The sequence below is a fragment of the Listeria monocytogenes genome (genome assembly GCF_013282665.1).
Lineage (GTDB): Bacteria > Bacillota > Bacilli > Lactobacillales > Listeriaceae > Listeria > Listeria monocytogenes_C.
Genome location: NZ_CP054041.1, coordinates 1556686 through 1575355, shown reverse-complemented (window position 1 = coordinate 1575355; position 18670 = coordinate 1556686). Strand labels below are relative to the sequence as shown.

Genomic DNA, 18670 nt, shown 5'->3' with positions numbered 1-18670 from the left:
CAAAACGCCTCCTTTAGTTAATCCGCTCGCAACGCATCTATTGGCATTTTTTTCGATGCTTTACGCGCTGGAACTACACCAAACACCACCCCAATAAACATTGAAAAACCAACTGCTAAGAAAATCGTCGCAGCAGAAACGTGCATTTCAAAACTAGATGCAGCTGTAATGAGTTGCGCGGAAAAAACGCCTAATAAAATTCCGATTCCACCACCTAACAAACTAAGCACAATCGCTTCAATCAAAAATTGTATTAAAATATCACCACTGCCTGCACCAATCGCCTTCCTAATCCCAATTTCACGGGTTCGCTCTGAAACAGATACGAGCATAATATTCATTATCCCAATCCCTCCAACAAGTAGCGAAATCCCCGCAATTGCTCCAAGTCCCATCGTAAGTGTACCCGTAATACTATCAAATGTATCCAGCGCCTGTTGTTGATTCACAACGGTGTACACCTCATTATTAGTTGAAAAAAGCTGATTCATTTTCTTCTCCACGCGCTTAACTGCAGCAGGAACTTGCTCCGTATTTTCGGTTTGAATATAATATAAATCTACAGAATCTTTTTTAAAAAGCCGTTCTGCGGAAGTAATTGGTATAAAAAGTTTCTTATCCGCTGAGCCAAAAAGACTCTCGCCTTTTTCCTTTAAAACGCCAATGACTACATATCTGGAACCAGCAATTTGCACATATTTTCCAACTGGATTTTGGTTGTTGAAATAGGTTTTAGCGATTTCTGATCCAATAACTGTTACTTTCTGAGCATAATTCACATCGACATTCGAACAAAATCGACCTGATATAACTTCCAAATTTTTGATGCTGGCATAATCTTCCGTTATTCCTGTCACTTGATTACTTGCGGTTTTATCCGTCGTTCGAACTTCTTTTGTTTGCATTACTTCCGGCGAGCCAATTTCTGTCCCAGTTAGAAGGCTTTTTGCATCGTTATATGTGAATTTGTCATTAGGATTATCTGAATAAAAGCTGACTGATACTAGATTGCTCCCCATATCCCCTAATTGTGTAGAAACATTTTTTGATATCGCCTCACCAATTGAAACTAGTAGTATAACCGAAAAAACACCAATAATAATCCCGAGCATCGTTAAAAATGTGCGAAATTTGGTGGATAGTAGTTGTTTAAGTGCTAATTTTACGCTTTGAAAAAGGCTCATAATTTATTCCATTCACGGAGTTTTCCGTCTTTTATTTCTATGATTCGTTCGGCTTGTTCGGCGATTTCTTTATCGTGTGTAATCATAATTAATGTATTTCCTTCTCTATGAATTTCTTTCAGCAAAGCCATTACTTCTTCGCCTGTTTTTGAATCCAGCGCGCCGGTTGGTTCATCTGCTAGTATTATTTCTGGGCTGCCAGAAATAGCTCGGGCGATTGCTATACGTTGCTGTTGCCCTCCTGACAGTTGAGCTGGTAAATGTTTTGCTTTATCTAATAAGCCGACTCGTTCCAAACTTTTCGCTACTACTTTTTTTCGTTTAGTTTTTCTGACACCTCGATAGACTAGCGGCAATTCGATATTTTCAAAAGCAGTGAGTCTCGGCATTAAATTAAATTGCTGAAAAATAAAACCGATTTTCTTATTTCTAATTTTGGCTATTTTTTTGTCGGATATTCTCATTAGATTTACTTTATTGAGATAGTATTCGCCTAAAGTTGCTTTATCAAGGATGCCAAGAATGTTCATTAATGTCGATTTTCCAGAGCCGGATGGTCCGATAATCGCCAAAAATTCACCTTGTTTGATTTGAAGGGATACATTATCTAATGCTTTTACGGTATTTTCTCCCATTTGATAGGTTTTCGAGATGTTAAATAGTTGAATCATGCTACATTCGCCCCCATTTATGGAATAATCACTTGTTGTCCTACAGTAAGTCCTTTTACCACTTGAATTGATTTGGTATTATGTTTACCTGTTTCAATCCAGATTTGCTTCTTTTGCTTATCAGCGTCAATGATATAGACGTAATTTTTATCTTTTTTATCCGTGTAGACTGTTTCGATTGGAATTGTTAGAACATTTTTTTCTAAGGCTACAAGCACATCTGCACTAATAGACATATTTTCTTTTAAATTATCTTCATTTTCCAGGTTAATGGTTACTGCGTATGAAGTTACAGACCCGTTTATAACTCCTTTTTCGTTGATATCAGCTATTTTCCCTTTATAGACTTTATTAGTTACTGCTCCGACATGTACGTTAGCCGTTTGTTTTTCTTTTATTTGATTGATTTCTAGCTCGTCTACCATAATTCGGGCCGCAAAATCTTCGTATTCAGGCCATTCGTTTTCTTTTTTTACGATGTGGCCTTCTGCAGATACATAGACGCTTAAATCTTCCATTTTCGCCTCGACTGTTTTATATTCAATAGTTTCCGGCGTCTTTTTTTCCTTTTCTTTTATAAAATAATAGCTACTTGATGCAACAATAATTATCAGTATGATAAGCCAGCTTATTTTTTTCAATAGTTAAAAACCTCTCTTTAAAAAGCAATTAAGATCATTGCGTTCATAATGTGTTGAAAACATTTTTTTAGTTGTTCGTAATCCCATGATTTTAAAATAGCTATCATGTGTGCTAATTCTTCAGCAATCCTATCACTAGCAGAAACAATAATTAGCCGCACTTCTTTTGTTGCATTGTCATTAATTTCATTCCATAAATCTTGAATTACTCGATTAAAATACTCATTATTCAATTTACCGATAAAAATGCTAATAAAGTCTTCAAAAGCACCACGCATTAATTCATATTCTCTATTTTTCTCATATTGAATGACGCTCTCTGCAATTTCTATGATGTCATCTACTACAACATAATCTTCCCGTAAGACTAATTTTTCCACACTTTCATACATCAATAGTTCGACCAACTTCATTCGTGAAAAAAACTCTGTAATTGTTACTTCCGTATTTTGAACAAAGGCCCCTCGGTTATATTGATGAACTAAAAAACCGGAATGGCACAGATTGATAATCGCTCGCCTAATCGGTGTTCTGCTCATATTTAGTTCTTGGGATAATTTCGCTTCTACTACACGATACCCCGTTGGATACTCACCCGTTGTGATTTTATTCTTGATGTAATCAAAAGCTACATTTTCTAATCGATCACCTTTAGCAATCTTTGGCATAACTGATTCCCCTCTCCCATTATAAAACTTCTCAAAAACAGCTTTATAATGCCATTTTATCATCTAGTTAATGAAAAGAGTATCGAACTTTAAATACTCTTTTCATCCATAGTAATTTATCTGTTTGCTTTTTTGCGATATGTGGTAATGCCGACTGTAGCTAAGCCGAGTCCAGCAAGAACCATCCAAATCATTGAATTGTCACCAGTTTTTGGTATTTTGTTTACTTGCGTCTTAGTAGTTTCAACTTTTCCAGAAGGTTGTTTAGGTCCAGTAGGTTCTTTTGGCGTACCGCTTCCAGTTGGTTTGATTGGGTCTACGGTAATCTTTAAGTCTTGTGTAACGGTTACTTTAATTGTAAGGGTTGCAGATAGATTACCTGAGTCTGTTACGGTATACGTGACTTGGTAAACACCTTTTTTCGAATTATTCACCGTGTCTTTTGTTACTTTAATTTTTGCTGTTAGGTCACCATCTTCTTTATCTGTTGCTGTCACACCTTTTAACGAATCAAATAGGTCACCAACTTTGATTGTTTGATCTTTGGCATTTATGACAGGGGCTGTGTTTACTGGTGCAGCCTCTTTAGTTACGGTTACTTTGATACTTTTTACCGTTGTGATTTTGCTTGAGTTTGTTACCTTGTAGTCCACATCATATTCGCCGCTTTTAGTCGTATCAACGGTGTTTTTTGTAACTTGAATAGCACTTGTAATATCACCATCTTTTTTATCTGTTGCAGTTACTTCATTTAGCGGATTAAATGTTTCATTTAATTTGATTGTTTTATCTTCTGCATTAATGACTGGTGCAGTTGCTGCTTCTACTGGCGTTTCATCTGTTACAGCTATGTTTTTCCAAATCAGTGAACTTTCTGGCGTTGTTGGTAAGACCGATCCAGCACCTGCAAACACACCGATATCTACTTTTGTATCTTCATTTGCTGTAAATTCGAATGTATGTGTAAAAACTTTATTACTATCATTTGCTACATCCACTACATTCTCCTGGGTACGAGTTATAACATTACTATTAATTGGCACACCTGAAGAGTTGGGTACAAACAATCCTGCTTTTGCGGATTGTCCTGTAATAGTATCTGTGATTGTCATATCAACATTTGCTTCATAAACCATTTTATATTTGTATGTTTTCCCTTTTTCTAATTGTACATTTTCATAACCAACAAAGTAAAAACCACCTCGTACATCTTTATACGTTAGATTACTCTCTGAAGTGTTTGCTGCTTTTGCGACAATCCCTAGGTTAAAGTTAAAAACAACCATCGTTAGAAGCGTAACAGTCGTAATAATTGCAATCATTTTTTTCATGGATATAAAAATCCTCCTTTTTTACAGCTTTAATCAAAAAATAGGGCTAAGATAGTCTTAACCCTATATTTCAACGTATTATAATTCACAATCAACCAAAGATTCCTTTGATTAGGTTATTTAAGATTTCTGTTACATCTGGAAAACGTAATGCTCCAGAAAGGTTAGTTAATAATTGTAGAAAGAAATTCATTTTCAGTAGCCTCCTTTTTTATTTATTTTTTTAATCAACCAAAGATTCCTTTGATTAGATTGTTTAAGATTTCTGTTACGTCTGGAAAATTAAACGCTCCAGAAAAATTACCTAATAATTGTAGAAAGAAATTCATTTGTAGTAGCCTCCTTTACATATTTTTTGTAAGCATTAACCCAAAATAGCTTTGATTAGGCTGTTTAGTACTCCTGTTACGTCTGGAAAATTAAATGCTCCAGAGAAGTTACCTAATAATTGTAGAAAGAAATTCATCATTTTCACCTCGCAATATTATGTAATTGGAACTGTCATCCAAAGTTAATTATAGCTGATAAAAACGCAATTTATAGCGCTTTCAAGCATTAAAAACATTCCCTCAAAAGCAGTATCTAATGTTTGTTTTAATTGTTGTTCAAATTATCACATTCGAGGACAATTACTAGAAAAATGTTTATTTTTAGTTGTCAAGAAAGCTGCTTTCGACACATTTTCGCTATATTTGTTTATTCCAATTAGCCGAACTGTTTGTAAATAAGGACTTTTCAAAAACGTCTTTAGTCATTTAGTACAATATCAGACTTTCGCTCATGAAAAAAACAATCGTAAACACGAAAAAAGCACCCTAGCAACATTCACTAAGGTACTTTTATACTTTTCATCACAAAACTGGACAAAGCCGTATAACGTGAGATAATAGAAAAAAATGATTTGGTTAGGAGCGAAAAGAAAGCATGATAAAAATTGGCTTTATTGGTGCAGGAAATATGGGTACAGCAATGATTCGAGGGCTGGCAACAGCGAACTTAATAGCAAAAGAAAATATTATTGTTTGCGGTCGTAGTATGGAAAAAATCAAACCGCTTGAAACAGAATTTAATGGCATTAAACTAACAACAGATGCAGAAAAACTCGTAGAACAAGCAGATATTATCATTTTGGCGGTGAAACCTTATACTATCCCTGAAGTTTTAACATCGGTAAAAGATAAGTTAACATCAGAAAAAATCATTGTTTCCGTAGCGGCTGGCGTAACTATCCAAAATTTAGAAGAACTCACTTCCGTAAAAGCAAAAATTGTTCGCGTAATGCCAAATACACCGGCCCTTGTTGGTGAAGCAATGTCTTCCGTTTCACCAAATACGAACATAACATCCGAAGAACTTAGAGAAGTGACAGCTATTTTTACTAGTTTTGGAGAAGCTGAAGTTGTTTCCGAAAATTTGATGGATGCAGTTATCGGTGTCAGCGGTTCTTCACCAGCCTATGTTTATATGTTCATAGAGGCTTTAGCAGACGGCGCAGTACTCAGTGGAATGCCTCGCGATAAAGCGTATAAATTCGCGGCACAAGCTGTGCTAGGTGCCGCGAAAACAGTTCTAGAAACTGGTGAGCACCCAGGTAAGCTTAAAGATATGGTTACTTCTCCCGGTGGAACTACAATTGAAGCAGTGAAATCACTAGAAAATGATGGTTTCCGTTCCGCTGTTATCAATGCAGTTCAAGCTGCTGCAAAGAAAAATAGTTCTATGTAATTCTATAAATATTTAATAAAGAAATACTTTTCTTCCCCTTTTATAGGGAAATTTGTCACCCGCCCAAGTTCAGTGAAACCGCACTTTTTATAAAATTCTGGTGCTTGGTAACTAAATGTTGTTAACGAGATATGGTGGCAGTTATTCGCTCTACCATATCTTTCTATTTGTGCCATTAATTCTGTTCCCACACCTTTTCCTTGTGTATTTTGATCAACAGAAAGAAGCGAAACATGTAGCTCTCCGTAGCTGTTTTTCGCTGTTGCTCCTCCAATTATTTCGCCAGCTTCGTTTAATGCGGCAAAACCAATATATACGGCATCTTTTTTGGGGATATCATACCCTAGTCGTTCTTTATGTTCCAATAGTCCTTCTATTACGTGTGGTTCAATTTCTTTCAGTGACATTTCTTTTATTGTATATCCCATTTACTAACTCTTCCTTCCTACAAAAAAGCATCACTAGAAAGTGATGCTTGATGAGATTATTTTAAGTTTGCTACCCGACCATATCCAGCAATATATTTTTTCCAATAGCCAGATGTGATAGAGTCGTATTTTACGCCGTTATTTTGCGCATTAAGCATTTTGCCGTTTCCAACATAAATCCCAACATGTGCAATACCTTTGCCATAATTGAAGAAAATTAAGTCTCCGTTTTTTAGTTCGCTAGCTTTAATTTTCTTAGCAGAAGCGTATTGTTGCTTTGCTGTACGCGGAATTGCTTTTTTAACGCCTTTTGAGTATACATATTGCGTGTAACCGGAACAATCAAAACAACTTGGGCCAGTAGCGCCAATTTTGTAGCGTTTACCAAGATGTTTTCTTGCTTCGCTATTTAATGCGGCAAAACTTTGTGTTGTTGCAACAGGTGTTTTGTATGTAGTTAAACATTTACCTGAAACATATCCTACTTTACCGTTGTATGTTGTTTTGTACCAGTTATTATTTGTTTTTGCAGTGAAAGTAATCGTTGTACCTTTTTTGTAGAAACCGATGACTTTACCTTTAGTATTGTCTGTTGTGCGAACATTTACATCAGCCGTTGTCGTCATTTTATACGTAGTTGCTGCTGATGCGCTAGTTGTTGGTAAAAATAGTACTGAAAAAGAAATCATTAAAGCTATAAACGCAAAAAAAATCTTTCTTCTCGTTGCTATTATTTTCAATCCACGCACCCCTTTTTTATATACACACAGCATAGCAGGTCAATGTTACAGTTGTAATACAGGGATTTTAAAACTTGGCGTTATTATGTAACAGTTCCGACACAGCAACAAAAAGACCCAAGAAACTAGTTCTTGGGTCGACTTTTATAAATGATTTTTCCGTAAAGAAACTGGTTTATCAAGGATTTCCTTCGTAATTATCGCTTCTTGTAACCTACCGCGTAATTTACGAGCTTTTCGAGAATGGTTACTTGTGCTTTTAATTAGTTTTTTCCCTTTGGCCACATCGGATTCTCGTCGGATATCACGTAACATTTTTTCTTGTGTTGCCTTTTGTTCAGCAATGACTTTATCTTGCGTTTTATTTTGTGCAAAAGTTCCTTGTGATACTTTTCGTTTTTCTGGCTTTTTAGTGGTTTGAGTGCGGCTCACTTGGTGCATCGTGCGTACTTTTGGTCTTGGTTTTTGCGCTTTTCTTGCTTCCGCTTCGTCTGTTTTACCAGCCTTACTAAGGAAATTTATAAGGACACCAACGATACCAAGAACGACTAAGACGCCTTCCCAACCGCTATTTAGAAAATCACTTAAATCCATTGAAAACACCTTCTTTCTTGCAAAAGATCAAGGTTTATTTTTCGTCTTCGTGTGCAATCGATTCGCGCATAGCTGTATCTGATTGTACATTTTCCATTTTGTAGTAATCCATTACGCCTAAGTTACCATCTTCTAAAGCCCGAGATAGCGCACGCGGTACTTCCGCTTCTGCTGCTACAACGGCCGCTCTGTTTTCTTGCTCTAGAGCAATCGCTTCTGCTTTACGTTTCGATGCAGCTGCTTGAGCAACTTCCATGTCCGCGTTGGCTTTTTCGATGTCTAGTTTCGCTTTAATGTTGTCACCGATACGCATTTCGGCAATATCAATAGATAAAATAGTGTAAGCTGTTCCGTCTCCAAGTCCTTGTTCTTGGACTTTTTTCGAAATGCTATTTGGATTTTCGAGTACATCGGTATGTTCTCTCGTTTCACCGACTGTAGATACTACGGCTTCACCAACACGAGCGATAACGGTATCTTCACCAGCACCACCGACAATACGTTCAATATTGGATTGTACTGTAATTTGTGTAATAACTTTTACTTCTACCCCGTTTTGCGCCACACCAGTAAATTCAGGTGTACGGATAACTTTTGGTGTTACAGAAGTTTGTACTGCTTCCAGTACGTCACGTCCAGCAAGGTCGATTGCTGCTGCCCGGCTGAAATCTAATTCAATATTTGCGCGGTGTGCAGCGATTAACGCATCTACTGTGTTATCTACATCCCCACCTGCTAAATAGTGACTTTCAAGTTGGTTTACTTCTAAGTCTAACCCTGCTTTTACTGCTTTAATTAACGGTTTTACAACGCGAGAAGGTACAACCCGGCGTAATCTCATTCCGATTAAAGTTCCTAGTCCTACTGGTACACGTGCGGATAATGCACTAATCCATAACCCCACTGGTACTAAAGTGAAAAATACGATTAAAAAGATGATAATCAATACTGCGATAATAATTGGTCCGATCATTGTCATTTTTCTCCCTCCTGTATATCTTCATTGACTAGTACGTATCCGAAATCAATACCTACTGCAATTATTGGTTTTCCAACTTCCAAATAACCTGTTTTTAAGCGAGCTTCATAGACTTCTCCGTCTATTCTGACACTGCCAATCGGCTTAAGTGTCGTTTGTGCTACGCCTTTTTTGCCCACTACTTTGTCTCGTAGCGCTTTCATTCGTTCTATTTCTTTGTCCTCTAAAACCCCCCGATGCACGAGTCCCCATGATTCTCCATAAACAAAGTCATCTTCTGTAAAATTATGCTTCAAACTAGTCACCTTCTTTAGGAACTTTTTTAAATTTTACTTTCTCCTACAATTACCATAACATGAAAGAAACCTTATGTAAAAAGCTTTTAGGAGAATTATGTAAATTTTTTCACTTTTGTAAAAAACTATATAATAGAAGAAACAAAATTCTGCAACCTCGTACTTTTTATTACTTGTTCAAGTCCCAATCAATCGGTGTTCTTCCATTTCCCTCAAGAAATGCATTCGTTTTTGAAAATGGTTCGCTTCCGAAAAAGCCTCGACTCGCGGCAAGTGGTGATGGATGTACTCCTTTAATAAGTAAATGTTGTGGGTTTGTAATGCCACTTGCGGCTTTTATAGCATGATTTCCCCACAAAATAAATACGAGTGGCTTATCATAATTATTCAATTCTTCTAACACGTGATTCGTGAATGTTGCCCAGCCTAGTTTTTTGTGACTGCCAGCTTTGCCTTCTTCTACGCTCCAACTTGTGTTCATCAGTAATACGCCTTGCTCTGCCCATTTGGAAAGATAGCCATGGTCAGCTGGTTCGATACCTAAGTCTGATTTTAATTCTTTATAAATGTTTCGAAGACTAGGTGGAATTCTTACGCCTTTTTGTACGGAAAAACTTAAGCCATGCGCTTGTCCAGGACCATGATACGGATCTTGTCCTAAAATAACGACTTTCACTTGATTGTACGGACATAAGCGAAAACACGAAAACATATCTTCCTCTGACGGATACACATTACCTTTTGCTCTCGCATTCTTGACTGCCTCCATTAATTCTATAAAATAGGGCTGCTTTGCTTCTTGTTTTAAAAATTCTTCCCAAGTTTTTGCCATTTTTAATTCTCCCGTCTCAGTAGTTCCATGATTTTGTCCTTCCATTATACTTTTCTGCGCGAGCAGCTGTCAAAAGGTAGGACAATTCACGTGGTATACTTTAAAAAAGAAATGATAATGAGGTGAAATCATGACAGAAAGAAAAGTTTCTTGGTTAGAGCTATTTTTTGATTTAATATTCGTTACTGCTGTTGCTTCAACGACCCATCTATTACTTAGCGTCGATAACCATCCGGATAAAACAGCTGTTTATTTTGGCGAATATTTATTGATGGTCACGCCGATGTTTTGGTCGTGGGTTGGGCAGACAATGTTTTTCAATCGCTTTGGAGAAAAAATAAAATTACCTGAACTTTATATGTTGCCGCAAATGTTTTTCTTAATTTTAATGACGGCGAGTTTTGATTTAACGTTTTCGAATACGTATTATACTTTTTTGATTGGGTATTTGGGAATTCGATTCATTACGGTCATCCAGTATTTTGTTATCAGTAGGCAATTAACGGGAAATGCGCGGAAAGTGGCGCTACTTCTTGGGAGTGTTTTTCTGCTAGGTGTTTTGACAACTGCGACTTCGGTGTTTTTTGAGGGATTTGCTCGTTATTTAGTGATGTATCTTGGAATTGCTGTGGATATCATTTTGCCGCTATTTTTAGCTAAAACATTAAGGAAAGTTCCGGTTGATTTTCCGCATTTGGCAGAGCGTTTTGGCTTGTTTGTTATCATCACATTTGGTGAAAGTATTGTTGCGATTACGACTATTTTAGTTGGGCACACGCTTGATTCCTATACGATTGGGTACACGTTTCTTGGCTTTTTAATTATTTGTACGCTTTGGGCATCGTATTTCCATAGCTTTGAGAAAATTGTTGATCATCATAAAGAAACGCATGGTCAGTACTTAATTTATGGACATTTCTTTATTATTATTTCAGTGATGTTACTTGCGGCGAATGTGCATTTGTTGTTCGAGGGGCATTTGGAACGCAATGTTTTGTTATTGATGTTGTTTGGTTCTGTAGCCGTGTTTTTCGTTTCCAAGCAATTTGTTTTTGCTGCTCATAAAAAGGCCGAAGTGACATTTTCGTTTTGGAAAGATGCATTGTTATTGTTGCTTTTGGTAGGGCTGTTTTTTGTTAATTTGTATAGTGATTTGCCACTATTTGTTAGTTTTGTGAGTATTTGGGTTTGTGCGCTGGTGGATCTTGGTTTGCAGTTTAGAACGTCACGGCCAGCCCGTGTTTAAATAAAAAAAGATGAGCATTTCGCTCACCTTTCCTCGCTTGTGTCTTGGTGCCTTGTATAATCTGTAAAAATAAATAGGCCCATTAAAAAGCTTATTAAACATACGATTGGGCGGAAATAAAAACCCGAATAACTCGGAGTAAAAATGAGCCCAAAAACAAGTCCAAAGAGCCATAAAATTAGTGCCATGAAAATTAGAAAATCATTTCGATAAGCACAAATTATTAGAATTCCTGCTAAAACCATCGCAAGAGACATTAAATAGCCTGATGATGCCGCAAGATCTTCCGGTATCATGAATAAGTTATTTTTTTTACTGTCTGGGCTTAGTATTTCAGCAAGAGCACCAATAAAGCCTGCTTGGATTGACATAATCCCACAAAAAATACGCATTTCACACCACTCTTTTATAAAAATACATTTCAGCTTATTAATTATGGCATAAAAAATCTAGATTTACTACGCGACAAAGTAACTAAAAAATTACTTAAACACGCCAAAAACTAGTACAATTTGCTTTATCTTGAATATTAAACTTGATAATTTTTGCTAGTAGATTATAGTCAACTGGTTTAGCCCACGTGATTCGGAAAATACCTTTTGTATGACTATAACCCGCTTCTTTAAGTTCCGCTTCAAAACGTTCGATTCCAGCTGCTTCTGGGGAAACGCTCATATGCTGTTTTGCAATAGAGAAGCCGATTATGAACGTGCCATTATTTGTAAACATTGGTGTATTCCATTTGATTTCCGGCTTTAAATCTGGAAAAGTTTCCGCGACCCACGTTAACACTTCTTGCGTTCTCGCGCGGTGATTTGGATTGTCAATTTCAGCTAAATATTCTGCAAAAACTTCCATGTTATTTCCTCCTAAAAAACATAATCTTACATTTACTTTTTATTATAAAGAAAAATTGGAGCGATGCAAGGCGTGGCTATTAAAGTGTAAAATAAAAACAAGTCCTGTGATGGACTTGTTTTTTGTTTTCCTTAATATAGTCGGGCATTTTTCAGGTTTGCTTGTTTTTCTTCGTATGCTTGGTTAATACTTTCTCTGTTTGAAACTTCGGAAACTCCCACATTCCACCAGTTAAGATAGCCCTCTGACATCGTTTTTGGTAGTACTTTCATTTCGATTAAAGTAGTTTTGGTTTGTTTCTTAGCATCTTCCAGCGCGCTGATTAAATCTTCTTTTGTGTTAGCTCTGTATACTTTTGCGCCGTATCCTTCTGCAATTTTGGCGTAGTCAACTTGCATGATTTGGTTGTCGCTATCGCGGAATTCGCAGAAGAAACTGTCGCTGCCATTTGCCATTTGGAGGTTGTTAATGCAGCCAAAACCGGAATTATCGAAGAGCATAATGTTAATTTTTTTGCCGTATTGTAGGGATGTTAGTAGCTCTGAGTGTGACATGCAGAAACTGCCATCGCCAACGATGGCGTATACTTCTTGGTTGTTTGCTGCGGCCATTTTCGCACCGAGAGCACCGTTTATTTCGTAGCCCATGCAGGAATAGCCGTATTCTAGGTGATAGGTGTTTGGTACGGCTGGATTCCAGAGTCGTTGCAAGTCTCCTGGAAGTGAACCGGCCGAACAAACAACGATGCTATCTGGCGCCACGTTGTCATTAATCGTAATGAGTGCTTCTGTTTGCGTAAATTCGGTCTGCAAGCGGTCAGCATATTCGTTTAAGGTCGCTTGGTCGAATTGATTTTTGATTTCTGGCGTGAATGCTTCTCGGTTGAATTTGGTATTTTGTAGTCGTGCTCTTTCTTCTAGCCACTCTGTTTTGTAGGTGGCTATCTTGTTTCCAAATTGGGTTTGATAACCTTTTAAAAGTGGCGCGAGTTCAGCCAGTGTTGCTTTGGCGTCGCCGACAACTTGGAAAGCATCTAATTTATAAGTTTGCATGCGGCTGACATTGATATTGATAAATTTGGTTGTTGGATCGAATGCAGTTTTGGAACTGGTTGTGAAATCGGTGTAGCGCGTGCCAATTCCGATGACTAAATCGGCGTCACGGATGGCTTTATTGGCAGCAAGCGTCCCGAGAATCCCTGTACCACCTAGGTTGTTTTTGAAGTCGGACTCAACAGTTGATTTCCCGGCATGTGTTTCGACGAGCGGCATGTTGGTTTGCTCGGAAAGGGCGATTAATTCTTCGCGTGCTCCTGAATAGCGGGCGCCACCTCCGACGATGATAACTGGTTTTTTACTCGCTTGAATGAGACGCGTTGCTTCGGTCAGCTCACGCTTTGTCGGAATTTGCCGATTGAGATAGTGAATTCGTTTTTGGAAAAACTCGACTGGATAATCGAATGCTTCTCCTTCTGTGTCTTGCGCGATACATATTGTAGCTGGTCCAGCGCTCGCTGGGTTGGTCATCACTTCGAAAGCGCGAATGAGGGCGCTCATGAGTTGTTCTGGTCGCTGCACGCGGTCAAAGTATCTGGAGACTGCTTGGAAGCCATCATTGGTTGTGATTGCTGTGCTCGACTCGTGCTCTAATTGTTGCAAAACTGGGTCGGGTTGTCTGGTTGCAAATGTGTCGGCTGGCAAGAATAACACGGGTAAATTATTTGCAAGTGCGGTTCCGGCTGCTGTTATTAAGTTCGCGGAACCCGGTCCAGCTGATGTGGAACACGCGTAAATGCGCTGGCGATTTTTTTGTTTTGCATAAGCGATTGCCGCGTGCGCCATGCCCTGCTCATTTTTCCCTTGATACACTTTTAAATGACCTGGGGCTTCTTCCAAGGCTTGCCCGATACCAACCACATTTCCATGTCCAAATAGCGTAAAAATCCCGTCTACAAACGGTGCCATTTCGCCGTCTACTTCGATATATTGCTGATTTAAAAATTTTACCAAAGCTTGTGCAGTAGTTAGTCGAATCGTGTTTTCGGTCACTATAATCCCCTCCTATTCTGCTTGCGCAATAAGCGCTTTGATTTCATCAGCTGTTGGCATCGCGTCTGAAGAACTATGCTTGCTAACAACAATCGAAGCTGCGGCACTACCATATTTTAGTGCTGTTTCGATACTTTCATCACTAAATAAACCGTATAAAAAGGCCGATGCATAGGAATCCCCTGCTCCGAAAGTTTTTAGCACCTTTGTTTTATATGCTTTTGCTTGGAATGTTTCTCCAGCTTTTGTATATGCGAAGGAGCCTTCTACCCCATGCTTAATGACAACAATTTCTGCTTGATGTTGGAAAAGATGGGCTTTTGTCGCTTCATTTTTCCCGCCGACTTGGTTTTCCATCATATCAAATTCGTCGCGCGTCCCAATAATCACATCCGCCTGTTCCGCAACGAGGGAATAATAAACCGCTGTTTCTTCAGTGTTTGTCCACGTATAAGGGCGGTAGTCTAATTCAAAAGCCACGACTACATCATTTTTCCGAGCTAAACTAACTGCTTTTAAAACAGCTTCCCGCGATGGACTTTGCGCTAAAGCTGTTCCAGAAATGAGCAGCACACGAGCTTCTTTGATATAGTCTTCCGAAATTTCTTCTGGCGTTAAATATAAATCCGCTACATTTTCACGGTACATCAAAATACTGCATTCATCCGGACTTTTAATTTCTGTAAACGCCAAGCCAACTTTGCGCCCTTCCGTATCTTTCACCATTCCGTCCGTATTTATATCCAAATCACGCATATATTTTTCAATAAAACGACCGTGTTGATCAGCTGAAATTTTGCCGATAAAGCCAACTTTTAAGCCCAGTTTAGCAGTTCCAATCGCGATATTCGCTGGCGATCCACCTACATATTTCGAAAATGTCATCGTTTCTTCCATTGGACGATTGTATTCGACCGCGTTCAAATCAATACACGCGCGTCCTACTGTGATTAAATCAAATTTTCGTTCGCTATGTTTTTTAAAATTCATGCTCCACGTCCTCCTCTTAGTCTCGCTCTAAAATCCATTCATGATCCGGATCATTGTGAAACTTCCAAACCCGTTTCGGCCCTGCCATCACATTCAAATAATATGAATCATATCCATCTGGCACGCCAACTGGGTGATAGCCTTCCGGAACAATAACCGCATTTTGATGCTCCACAGCCATCGTTTCGTCAAGCGTCCGGTCATCCGTATAGACACGTTGAAAAATAAAACCTTGCTCCGGATTGATTTCATGATAATAACTCTCTTCCAAAAGCGACTCCGCTGGCAGATTATCGCGGTCATGTTTATGCGGCGGATAACTCGAAAAATTCCCGCCATTCGTATACACTTCCACAACCAACAAACTGCTCGCAACCTCACTCACATCTGGCAAAATATTATGTACCAGTCGTTTATTTTGATATTTCCCACGCCGCTCAATCGAATTATCACTAGCTTTAATTAGTGTCGTTGGTAAATCTTGATTCGCTGGAGAGTAGCAAAGCGCAACACGAGCTTTTTCTGAGTCTGCCTTCACTTGAAACGCCCGTCCACCAGAAATAAACACGCTATCTGTCGGGATTTTTTCAAAGACATTCGCTCTTGTCCCAATTTCTGCAAAAAGATCGTCACCCTCACTCACTGTAATTTTCCCAGTAAGCGCAACAATGCAACATTCAAGCTCATCCAATGTTTCTTGATAAACGGCATGTTTTTCCAATTCAATTAATCGAAACCCAACGTAACTAAGCGGCGAGTTTCCGTGGTTAATATCTTGAACGAGCGTAACGCCAGGCGCTATTCTTTCATTTAACGGTTTTCGTAACAGTTTGCCCATTTTTGCGCCCTCCTATTCTTCGTAACCTTTTAATGAATATCTCGCAGTGACAACTTTCTTATGCGTGTAAAAATCCACGCTGTCTTTGCCATTAGCATGAAGTGTTCCATAAAAGGACGATTTCCAGCCAGAAAACGGGAAAAACGCCATTGGAGCAGGTACGCCCAAATTCACACCAAGCATTCCAGCATCAATTTTTTCTCTAAAATAGCGAATTGCTTTGGCATTATTAGTGAAAATACAAGCTCCATTCGCAAATTCAGATTGATTCGCAACACGAACTGCTTCTTGGAGATTTTTCACACGAATCACAGATAAAACTGGCGCGAAAATCTCGTCTTTCCAAATCGTCATATCCGTCGTAACATCTTCCAAAATTGTTGGTCCAACAAAGTGCCCTTCTGAAAGTCCAGTTTCCCGACCATCAACGGTTAATTTCGCGCCTTCTTCTATGCCTTTTTCAATATAAGCAATCGTGCGCTTTTGATTTTCTTCACGAATTACTGGACCAAGGAAAACGCCATCGTCTAACCCATTTCCAATTTTCACATTTTGTGCGGCTGTCCGAAGTGCCGCTAGAAATTCGTCCGCTATTCCCTCTTCGACCGTCACAACAGCGCATGCCATGCAACGTTCACCAGCCGATCCAAATGCCGCAGAAATAACATTCGTCACAGTATCTTCTAAATCCGCATCATTAAGTACAATTGTATGGTTTTTCGCGCCCGTCAAGGCTTGCACTCGTTTCAAATTCGCGCTCCCAGTTTTGTAGACATATTCCCCAACTGGCTTAGAACCAACAAAAGAAACCGCTTTAATTATTTCGTTTTCTAAAATACCATTAACCACATCATGCGCGCCGTATACTACATTGAAAACACCTTTTGGAAGACCCGCTTCAGAAAATAATTCCACCAATTTCTCCATTAAAAGTGGCGTTCTCTCGGATGGTTTTAAAATAAACGAGTTACCAAGCGCAATGGCCATTGGGAACATCCAACAAGGAACCATCATCGGGAAGTTAAATGGCGCAATTCCACCAACAACTCCGACCGGGTAGCGATAATTAGCCGCTTCTACATCAGTTGCAATCGAAGCCAGCGAATCACCCATCATCAACGTTGGTGCTCCAGCCGCGAATTCGACATTTTCAATACCACGTTGGACTTCCCCGCGTGCTTCGGATAAATTTTTACCATTTTCGAGTGTAATTAATCTTGCTAATTCTTCTTTATGTTGAATGAGTAACTGTTGGAATCCGAATAATACGCGCGCACGTCTTGGTACAGCAACTTGACTCCATTTTTCAAAAGCTTGTTCGGCAATAACAGCCGCTTGATCTAATTCTGCGCGTGTCGATATCGGCACTTGACACAGCAGTTCACCCGTCGCCGGATTGATGACATCTTCATATTTATCTGTCTCACTCTCGACCCATTCACCGTCAATATAATTCTTTAATTTCCGTACATCTGCCATAAATAATCCCTCCACTTAAAATTACTCATAAGTTAACCATCAATCGATTATAACCCCATCTTAAGCCAATAAAATTAGAGAGTCAATTTAATTTTTGTCACTAACTTCACCATAAAAAATCATAGTTGATTACCTTTTGAGCATGTGTTATAAATAGTGTAATTAAAATAATTTTGCCAAAGGATGAATTTAAAATGAAAGTACAACGCATTCAAGCGATTGAAAATTTAATTCACGAAAAAGGCAGTATTAGCCTCGATGATTTATGCGAACACTTCAACGTTTCCAAAAATACCGTTCGCCGAGACATTGCCAAACTTCTCCAAAAAAACACCATCCAAAAAGTCTATGGTGGCGTCGTTTCTGTTTATAATAATCCCGAAGAAATTCGGCCGTTCGAAAATCGCGATACAGAAAATCACACAGAAAAACAGCTTATCGGAAAAGCGGCGGCTGATTTTATTGAAGAGAATGATTTGATTTTTATTGATTCCGGCACAACGACTAGCTGTCTCGCTGCCGCTCTGCCAACAGATAAGGAGATTACTATTATTACGAACAGCCTAGATGTGATTAATTTTGCGAGTGAAATGGATAATGTGAAATTGATTGTGATTGGCTCGACTTTTAAACCGAGTACTAAATCATTTGTTGGCGTGGAGAACTGGGGATTTTTTGAGAAATACAATATTACGAAAGCTTTCATGGCCGCAACCGCGCTTTCGACTACACATGGGGTGATGAACTCGGATATTTTGGAGTATGAGATTAAGCGCCATATGATGGAAAAAGCGACGGAGAAATTTTTGCTGGTGGATCATACGAAGGTGGATAAGTCGGCTTTGCTTACATACGGGGAGTTGGCGGAATTTGATTGGTTGGTTACGTCGAAGGACATGGCTGGTGGGTGTTTGGGGTATTGTGAGGATGTTGGGGTTTTGGTGAGGTTGGTTTAGTTTATGTGATGAAGGAAGCCCCATTTGATGGAATGGGGCTTCTTTTTATATTCACAATATTATTTTTTTAGAAGTCCAGAATGACATAGAATATTGTTTGTGTTTTTTATCATATTTATTTTGCTAAATTTATTTTTTCAAAAGAAATAGCCATAAACCTGTGATA

The 18670-nt window shown here is 38.6% G+C and carries 20 protein-coding genes; 3 read left to right on the top strand and 17 right to left on the bottom strand.

Translation table 11 applies throughout. The annotated features are described in order from the left end of the window. Window positions 1–17: 17 nt before the first annotated feature. From HRK21_RS07915 to HRK21_RS07895, 5 genes are all read right to left on the bottom strand, one after another. The gene (locus HRK21_RS07915; protein WP_069888064.1) at window positions 18–1184 is read right to left on the bottom strand and encodes an ABC transporter permease; all 1167 of its coding nucleotides are present in this window, start codon (window positions 1182–1184) and stop codon (window positions 18–20) included. Next, on the bottom strand, window positions 1181–1855 hold the full coding sequence (locus tag HRK21_RS07910; protein WP_003738097.1) for an ABC transporter ATP-binding protein: 675 nt from the start codon (window positions 1853–1855) through the stop codon (window positions 1181–1183). Before HRK21_RS07910 ends, HRK21_RS07915 begins: the two co-directional genes overlap by 4 nt. A 17-nt stretch (window positions 1856–1872) precedes the next feature. Next, window positions 1873–2496, bottom strand: a complete 624-nt coding sequence (locus HRK21_RS07905; protein WP_003738096.1) for an efflux RND transporter periplasmic adaptor subunit — start codon at window positions 2494–2496, stop codon at window positions 1873–1875. A 17-nt stretch (window positions 2497–2513) separates the two neighbouring features. Continuing rightward, the gene (locus HRK21_RS07900) at window positions 2514–3164 is read right to left on the bottom strand and encodes a GntR family transcriptional regulator (protein WP_003738095.1); all 651 of its coding nucleotides are present in this window, start codon (window positions 3162–3164) and stop codon (window positions 2514–2516) included. 116 nt (window positions 3165–3280) lie between these two features. Continuing rightward, window positions 3281–4495 carry an LPXTG cell wall anchor domain-containing protein gene (locus HRK21_RS07895; RefSeq protein ID WP_070005728.1) on the bottom strand — a complete coding sequence of 405 codons (1215 nt, stop codon included), beginning with the start codon at window positions 4493–4495 and terminating at the stop codon, window positions 3281–3283. Between the two features lie 924 nt (window positions 4496–5419). On the opposite strand from HRK21_RS07895, the gene proC reads away from it, so the two are divergent. Then, a complete protein-coding gene (proC, locus tag HRK21_RS07890) occupies window positions 5420–6220 on the top strand; it encodes a pyrroline-5-carboxylate reductase (protein ID WP_070005727.1) in 801 nt (266 codons plus the stop codon). A gap of 2 nt (window positions 6221–6222) precedes the next feature. On the opposite strand, the gene HRK21_RS07885 is transcribed toward proC, so the two are convergent. The 6 genes from HRK21_RS07885 to HRK21_RS07860 all read right to left on the bottom strand — a co-directional run bounded on the left by HRK21_RS07885 (window position 6223) and on the right by HRK21_RS07860 (window position 10089). Next, on the bottom strand, window positions 6223–6648 hold the full coding sequence (locus tag HRK21_RS07885; RefSeq protein ID WP_003738089.1) for a GNAT family N-acetyltransferase: 426 nt from the start codon (window positions 6646–6648) through the stop codon (window positions 6223–6225). Window positions 6649–6704: 56 nt separating this feature from the next. Further along, on the bottom strand, window positions 6705–7388 hold the full coding sequence (locus HRK21_RS07880; protein WP_070005726.1) for an NlpC/P60 family protein: 684 nt from the start codon (window positions 7386–7388) through the stop codon (window positions 6705–6707). A 144-nt stretch (window positions 7389–7532) separates the two neighbouring features. Next, the gene (locus HRK21_RS07875; RefSeq protein WP_070005725.1) at window positions 7533–7982 is read right to left on the bottom strand and encodes a hypothetical protein; all 450 of its coding nucleotides are present in this window, start codon (window positions 7980–7982) and stop codon (window positions 7533–7535) included. Window positions 7983–8016: 34 nt separating this feature from the next. Further along, on the bottom strand, window positions 8017–8961 hold the full coding sequence (gene floA / locus HRK21_RS07870) for a flotillin-like protein FloA (RefSeq protein WP_003738086.1): 945 nt from the start codon (window positions 8959–8961) through the stop codon (window positions 8017–8019). Beyond that, complete coding sequence (locus HRK21_RS07865; RefSeq protein WP_003738085.1) at window positions 8958–9257, bottom strand: NfeD family protein; 300 nt, start codon at window positions 9255–9257, stop codon at window positions 8958–8960. The genes floA and HRK21_RS07865 overlap by 4 nt, the downstream gene beginning before the upstream one ends. Window positions 9258–9426: 169 nt before the next feature. Then, window positions 9427–10089: a uracil-DNA glycosylase gene (locus tag HRK21_RS07860; RefSeq protein ID WP_070005724.1), complete on the bottom strand. Its 663-nt coding sequence runs from the start codon at window positions 10087–10089 to the stop codon at window positions 9427–9429. A 130-nt stretch (window positions 10090–10219) separates the two neighbouring features. Here HRK21_RS07860 and HRK21_RS07855 point away from each other — a divergent pair, with 130 nt between their 5' ends. Beyond that, complete coding sequence (locus HRK21_RS07855; RefSeq protein WP_070005723.1) at window positions 10220–11335, top strand: low temperature requirement protein A; 1116 nt, start codon at window positions 10220–10222, stop codon at window positions 11333–11335. A gap of 23 nt (window positions 11336–11358) precedes the next feature. Here HRK21_RS07855 and HRK21_RS07850 read toward each other — a convergent pair whose 3' ends face one another. From HRK21_RS07850 to iolA, 6 genes are all read right to left on the bottom strand, one after another. Next, on the bottom strand, window positions 11359–11727 hold the full coding sequence (locus HRK21_RS07850) for a hypothetical protein (RefSeq protein ID WP_003738082.1): 369 nt from the start codon (window positions 11725–11727) through the stop codon (window positions 11359–11361). Window positions 11728–11821: 94 nt separating this feature from the next. After that, window positions 11822–12193, bottom strand: a complete 372-nt coding sequence (locus HRK21_RS07845; RefSeq protein ID WP_003738081.1) for an iron chaperone — start codon at window positions 12191–12193, stop codon at window positions 11822–11824. A 131-nt stretch (window positions 12194–12324) separates the two neighbouring features. Further along, a complete protein-coding gene (gene iolD, locus HRK21_RS07840; RefSeq protein WP_070005722.1) occupies window positions 12325–14241 on the bottom strand; it encodes a 3D-(3,5/4)-trihydroxycyclohexane-1,2-dione acylhydrolase (decyclizing) in 1917 nt (638 codons plus the stop codon). A 12-nt stretch (window positions 14242–14253) separates the two neighbouring features. Continuing rightward, a complete protein-coding gene (iolC, locus tag HRK21_RS07835) occupies window positions 14254–15231 on the bottom strand; it encodes a 5-dehydro-2-deoxygluconokinase (protein WP_070005721.1) in 978 nt (325 codons plus the stop codon). Window positions 15232–15247: 16 nt separating this feature from the next. Beyond that, window positions 15248–16069, bottom strand: a complete 822-nt coding sequence (iolB, locus tag HRK21_RS07830) for a 5-deoxy-glucuronate isomerase (RefSeq protein WP_070005720.1) — start codon at window positions 16067–16069, stop codon at window positions 15248–15250. A gap of 12 nt (window positions 16070–16081) precedes the next feature. After that, window positions 16082–17548, bottom strand: a complete 1467-nt coding sequence (iolA, locus tag HRK21_RS07825; RefSeq protein ID WP_070005719.1) for a methylmalonate-semialdehyde dehydrogenase — start codon at window positions 17546–17548, stop codon at window positions 16082–16084. Window positions 17549–17742: 194 nt separating this feature from the next. Here iolA and HRK21_RS07820 point away from each other — a divergent pair, with 194 nt between their 5' ends. After that, entirely contained in the window at window positions 17743–18504 is a 762-nt protein-coding gene (locus HRK21_RS07820; RefSeq protein WP_070005718.1) for a DeoR/GlpR family DNA-binding transcription regulator, read from the top strand. The last annotated feature ends 166 nt before the right edge of the window (window positions 18505–18670 follow it).

Coding starts and splice junctions, on each gene's coding strand:
- HRK21_RS07915 (WP_069888064.1), bottom strand. CDS start 1,184: ATGAGCCTTTTTCAAAGCGTAAAATTAGCACTTAAACAACTACTATCC.
- HRK21_RS07910 (WP_003738097.1), bottom strand. CDS start 1,855: ATGATTCAACTATTTAACATCTCGAAAACCTATCAAATGGGAGAAAAT.
- HRK21_RS07900 (WP_003738095.1), bottom strand. CDS start 3,164: ATGCCAAAGATTGCTAAAGGTGATCGATTAGAAAATGTAGCTTTTGAT.
- HRK21_RS07895 (WP_070005728.1), bottom strand. CDS start 4,495: ATGAAAAAAATGATTGCAATTATTACGACTGTTACGCTTCTAACGATG.
- proC (WP_070005727.1), top strand. CDS start 5,420: ATGATAAAAATTGGCTTTATTGGTGCAGGAAATATGGGTACAGCAATG.
- HRK21_RS07885 (WP_003738089.1), bottom strand. CDS start 6,648: ATGGGATATACAATAAAAGAAATGTCACTGAAAGAAATTGAACCACAC.
- HRK21_RS07875 (WP_070005725.1), bottom strand. CDS start 7,982: ATGGATTTAAGTGATTTTCTAAATAGCGGTTGGGAAGGCGTCTTAGTC.
- floA (WP_003738086.1), bottom strand. CDS start 8,961: ATGACAATGATCGGACCAATTATTATCGCAGTATTGATTATCATCTTT.
- HRK21_RS07860 (WP_070005724.1), bottom strand. CDS start 10,089: ATGGCAAAAACTTGGGAAGAATTTTTAAAACAAGAAGCAAAGCAGCCC.
- HRK21_RS07855 (WP_070005723.1), top strand. CDS start 10,220: ATGACAGAAAGAAAAGTTTCTTGGTTAGAGCTATTTTTTGATTTAATA.
- HRK21_RS07850 (WP_003738082.1), bottom strand. CDS start 11,727: ATGCGTATTTTTTGTGGGATTATGTCAATCCAAGCAGGCTTTATTGGT.
- HRK21_RS07845 (WP_003738081.1), bottom strand. CDS start 12,193: ATGGAAGTTTTTGCAGAATATTTAGCTGAAATTGACAATCCAAATCAC.
- iolC (WP_070005721.1), bottom strand. CDS start 15,231: ATGAATTTTAAAAAACATAGCGAACGAAAATTTGATTTAATCACAGTA.
- iolB (WP_070005720.1), bottom strand. CDS start 16,069: ATGGGCAAACTGTTACGAAAACCGTTAAATGAAAGAATAGCGCCTGGC.
- iolA (WP_070005719.1), bottom strand. CDS start 17,548: ATGGCAGATGTACGGAAATTAAAGAATTATATTGACGGTGAATGGGTC.
- HRK21_RS07820 (WP_070005718.1), top strand. CDS start 17,743: ATGAAAGTACAACGCATTCAAGCGATTGAAAATTTAATTCACGAAAAA.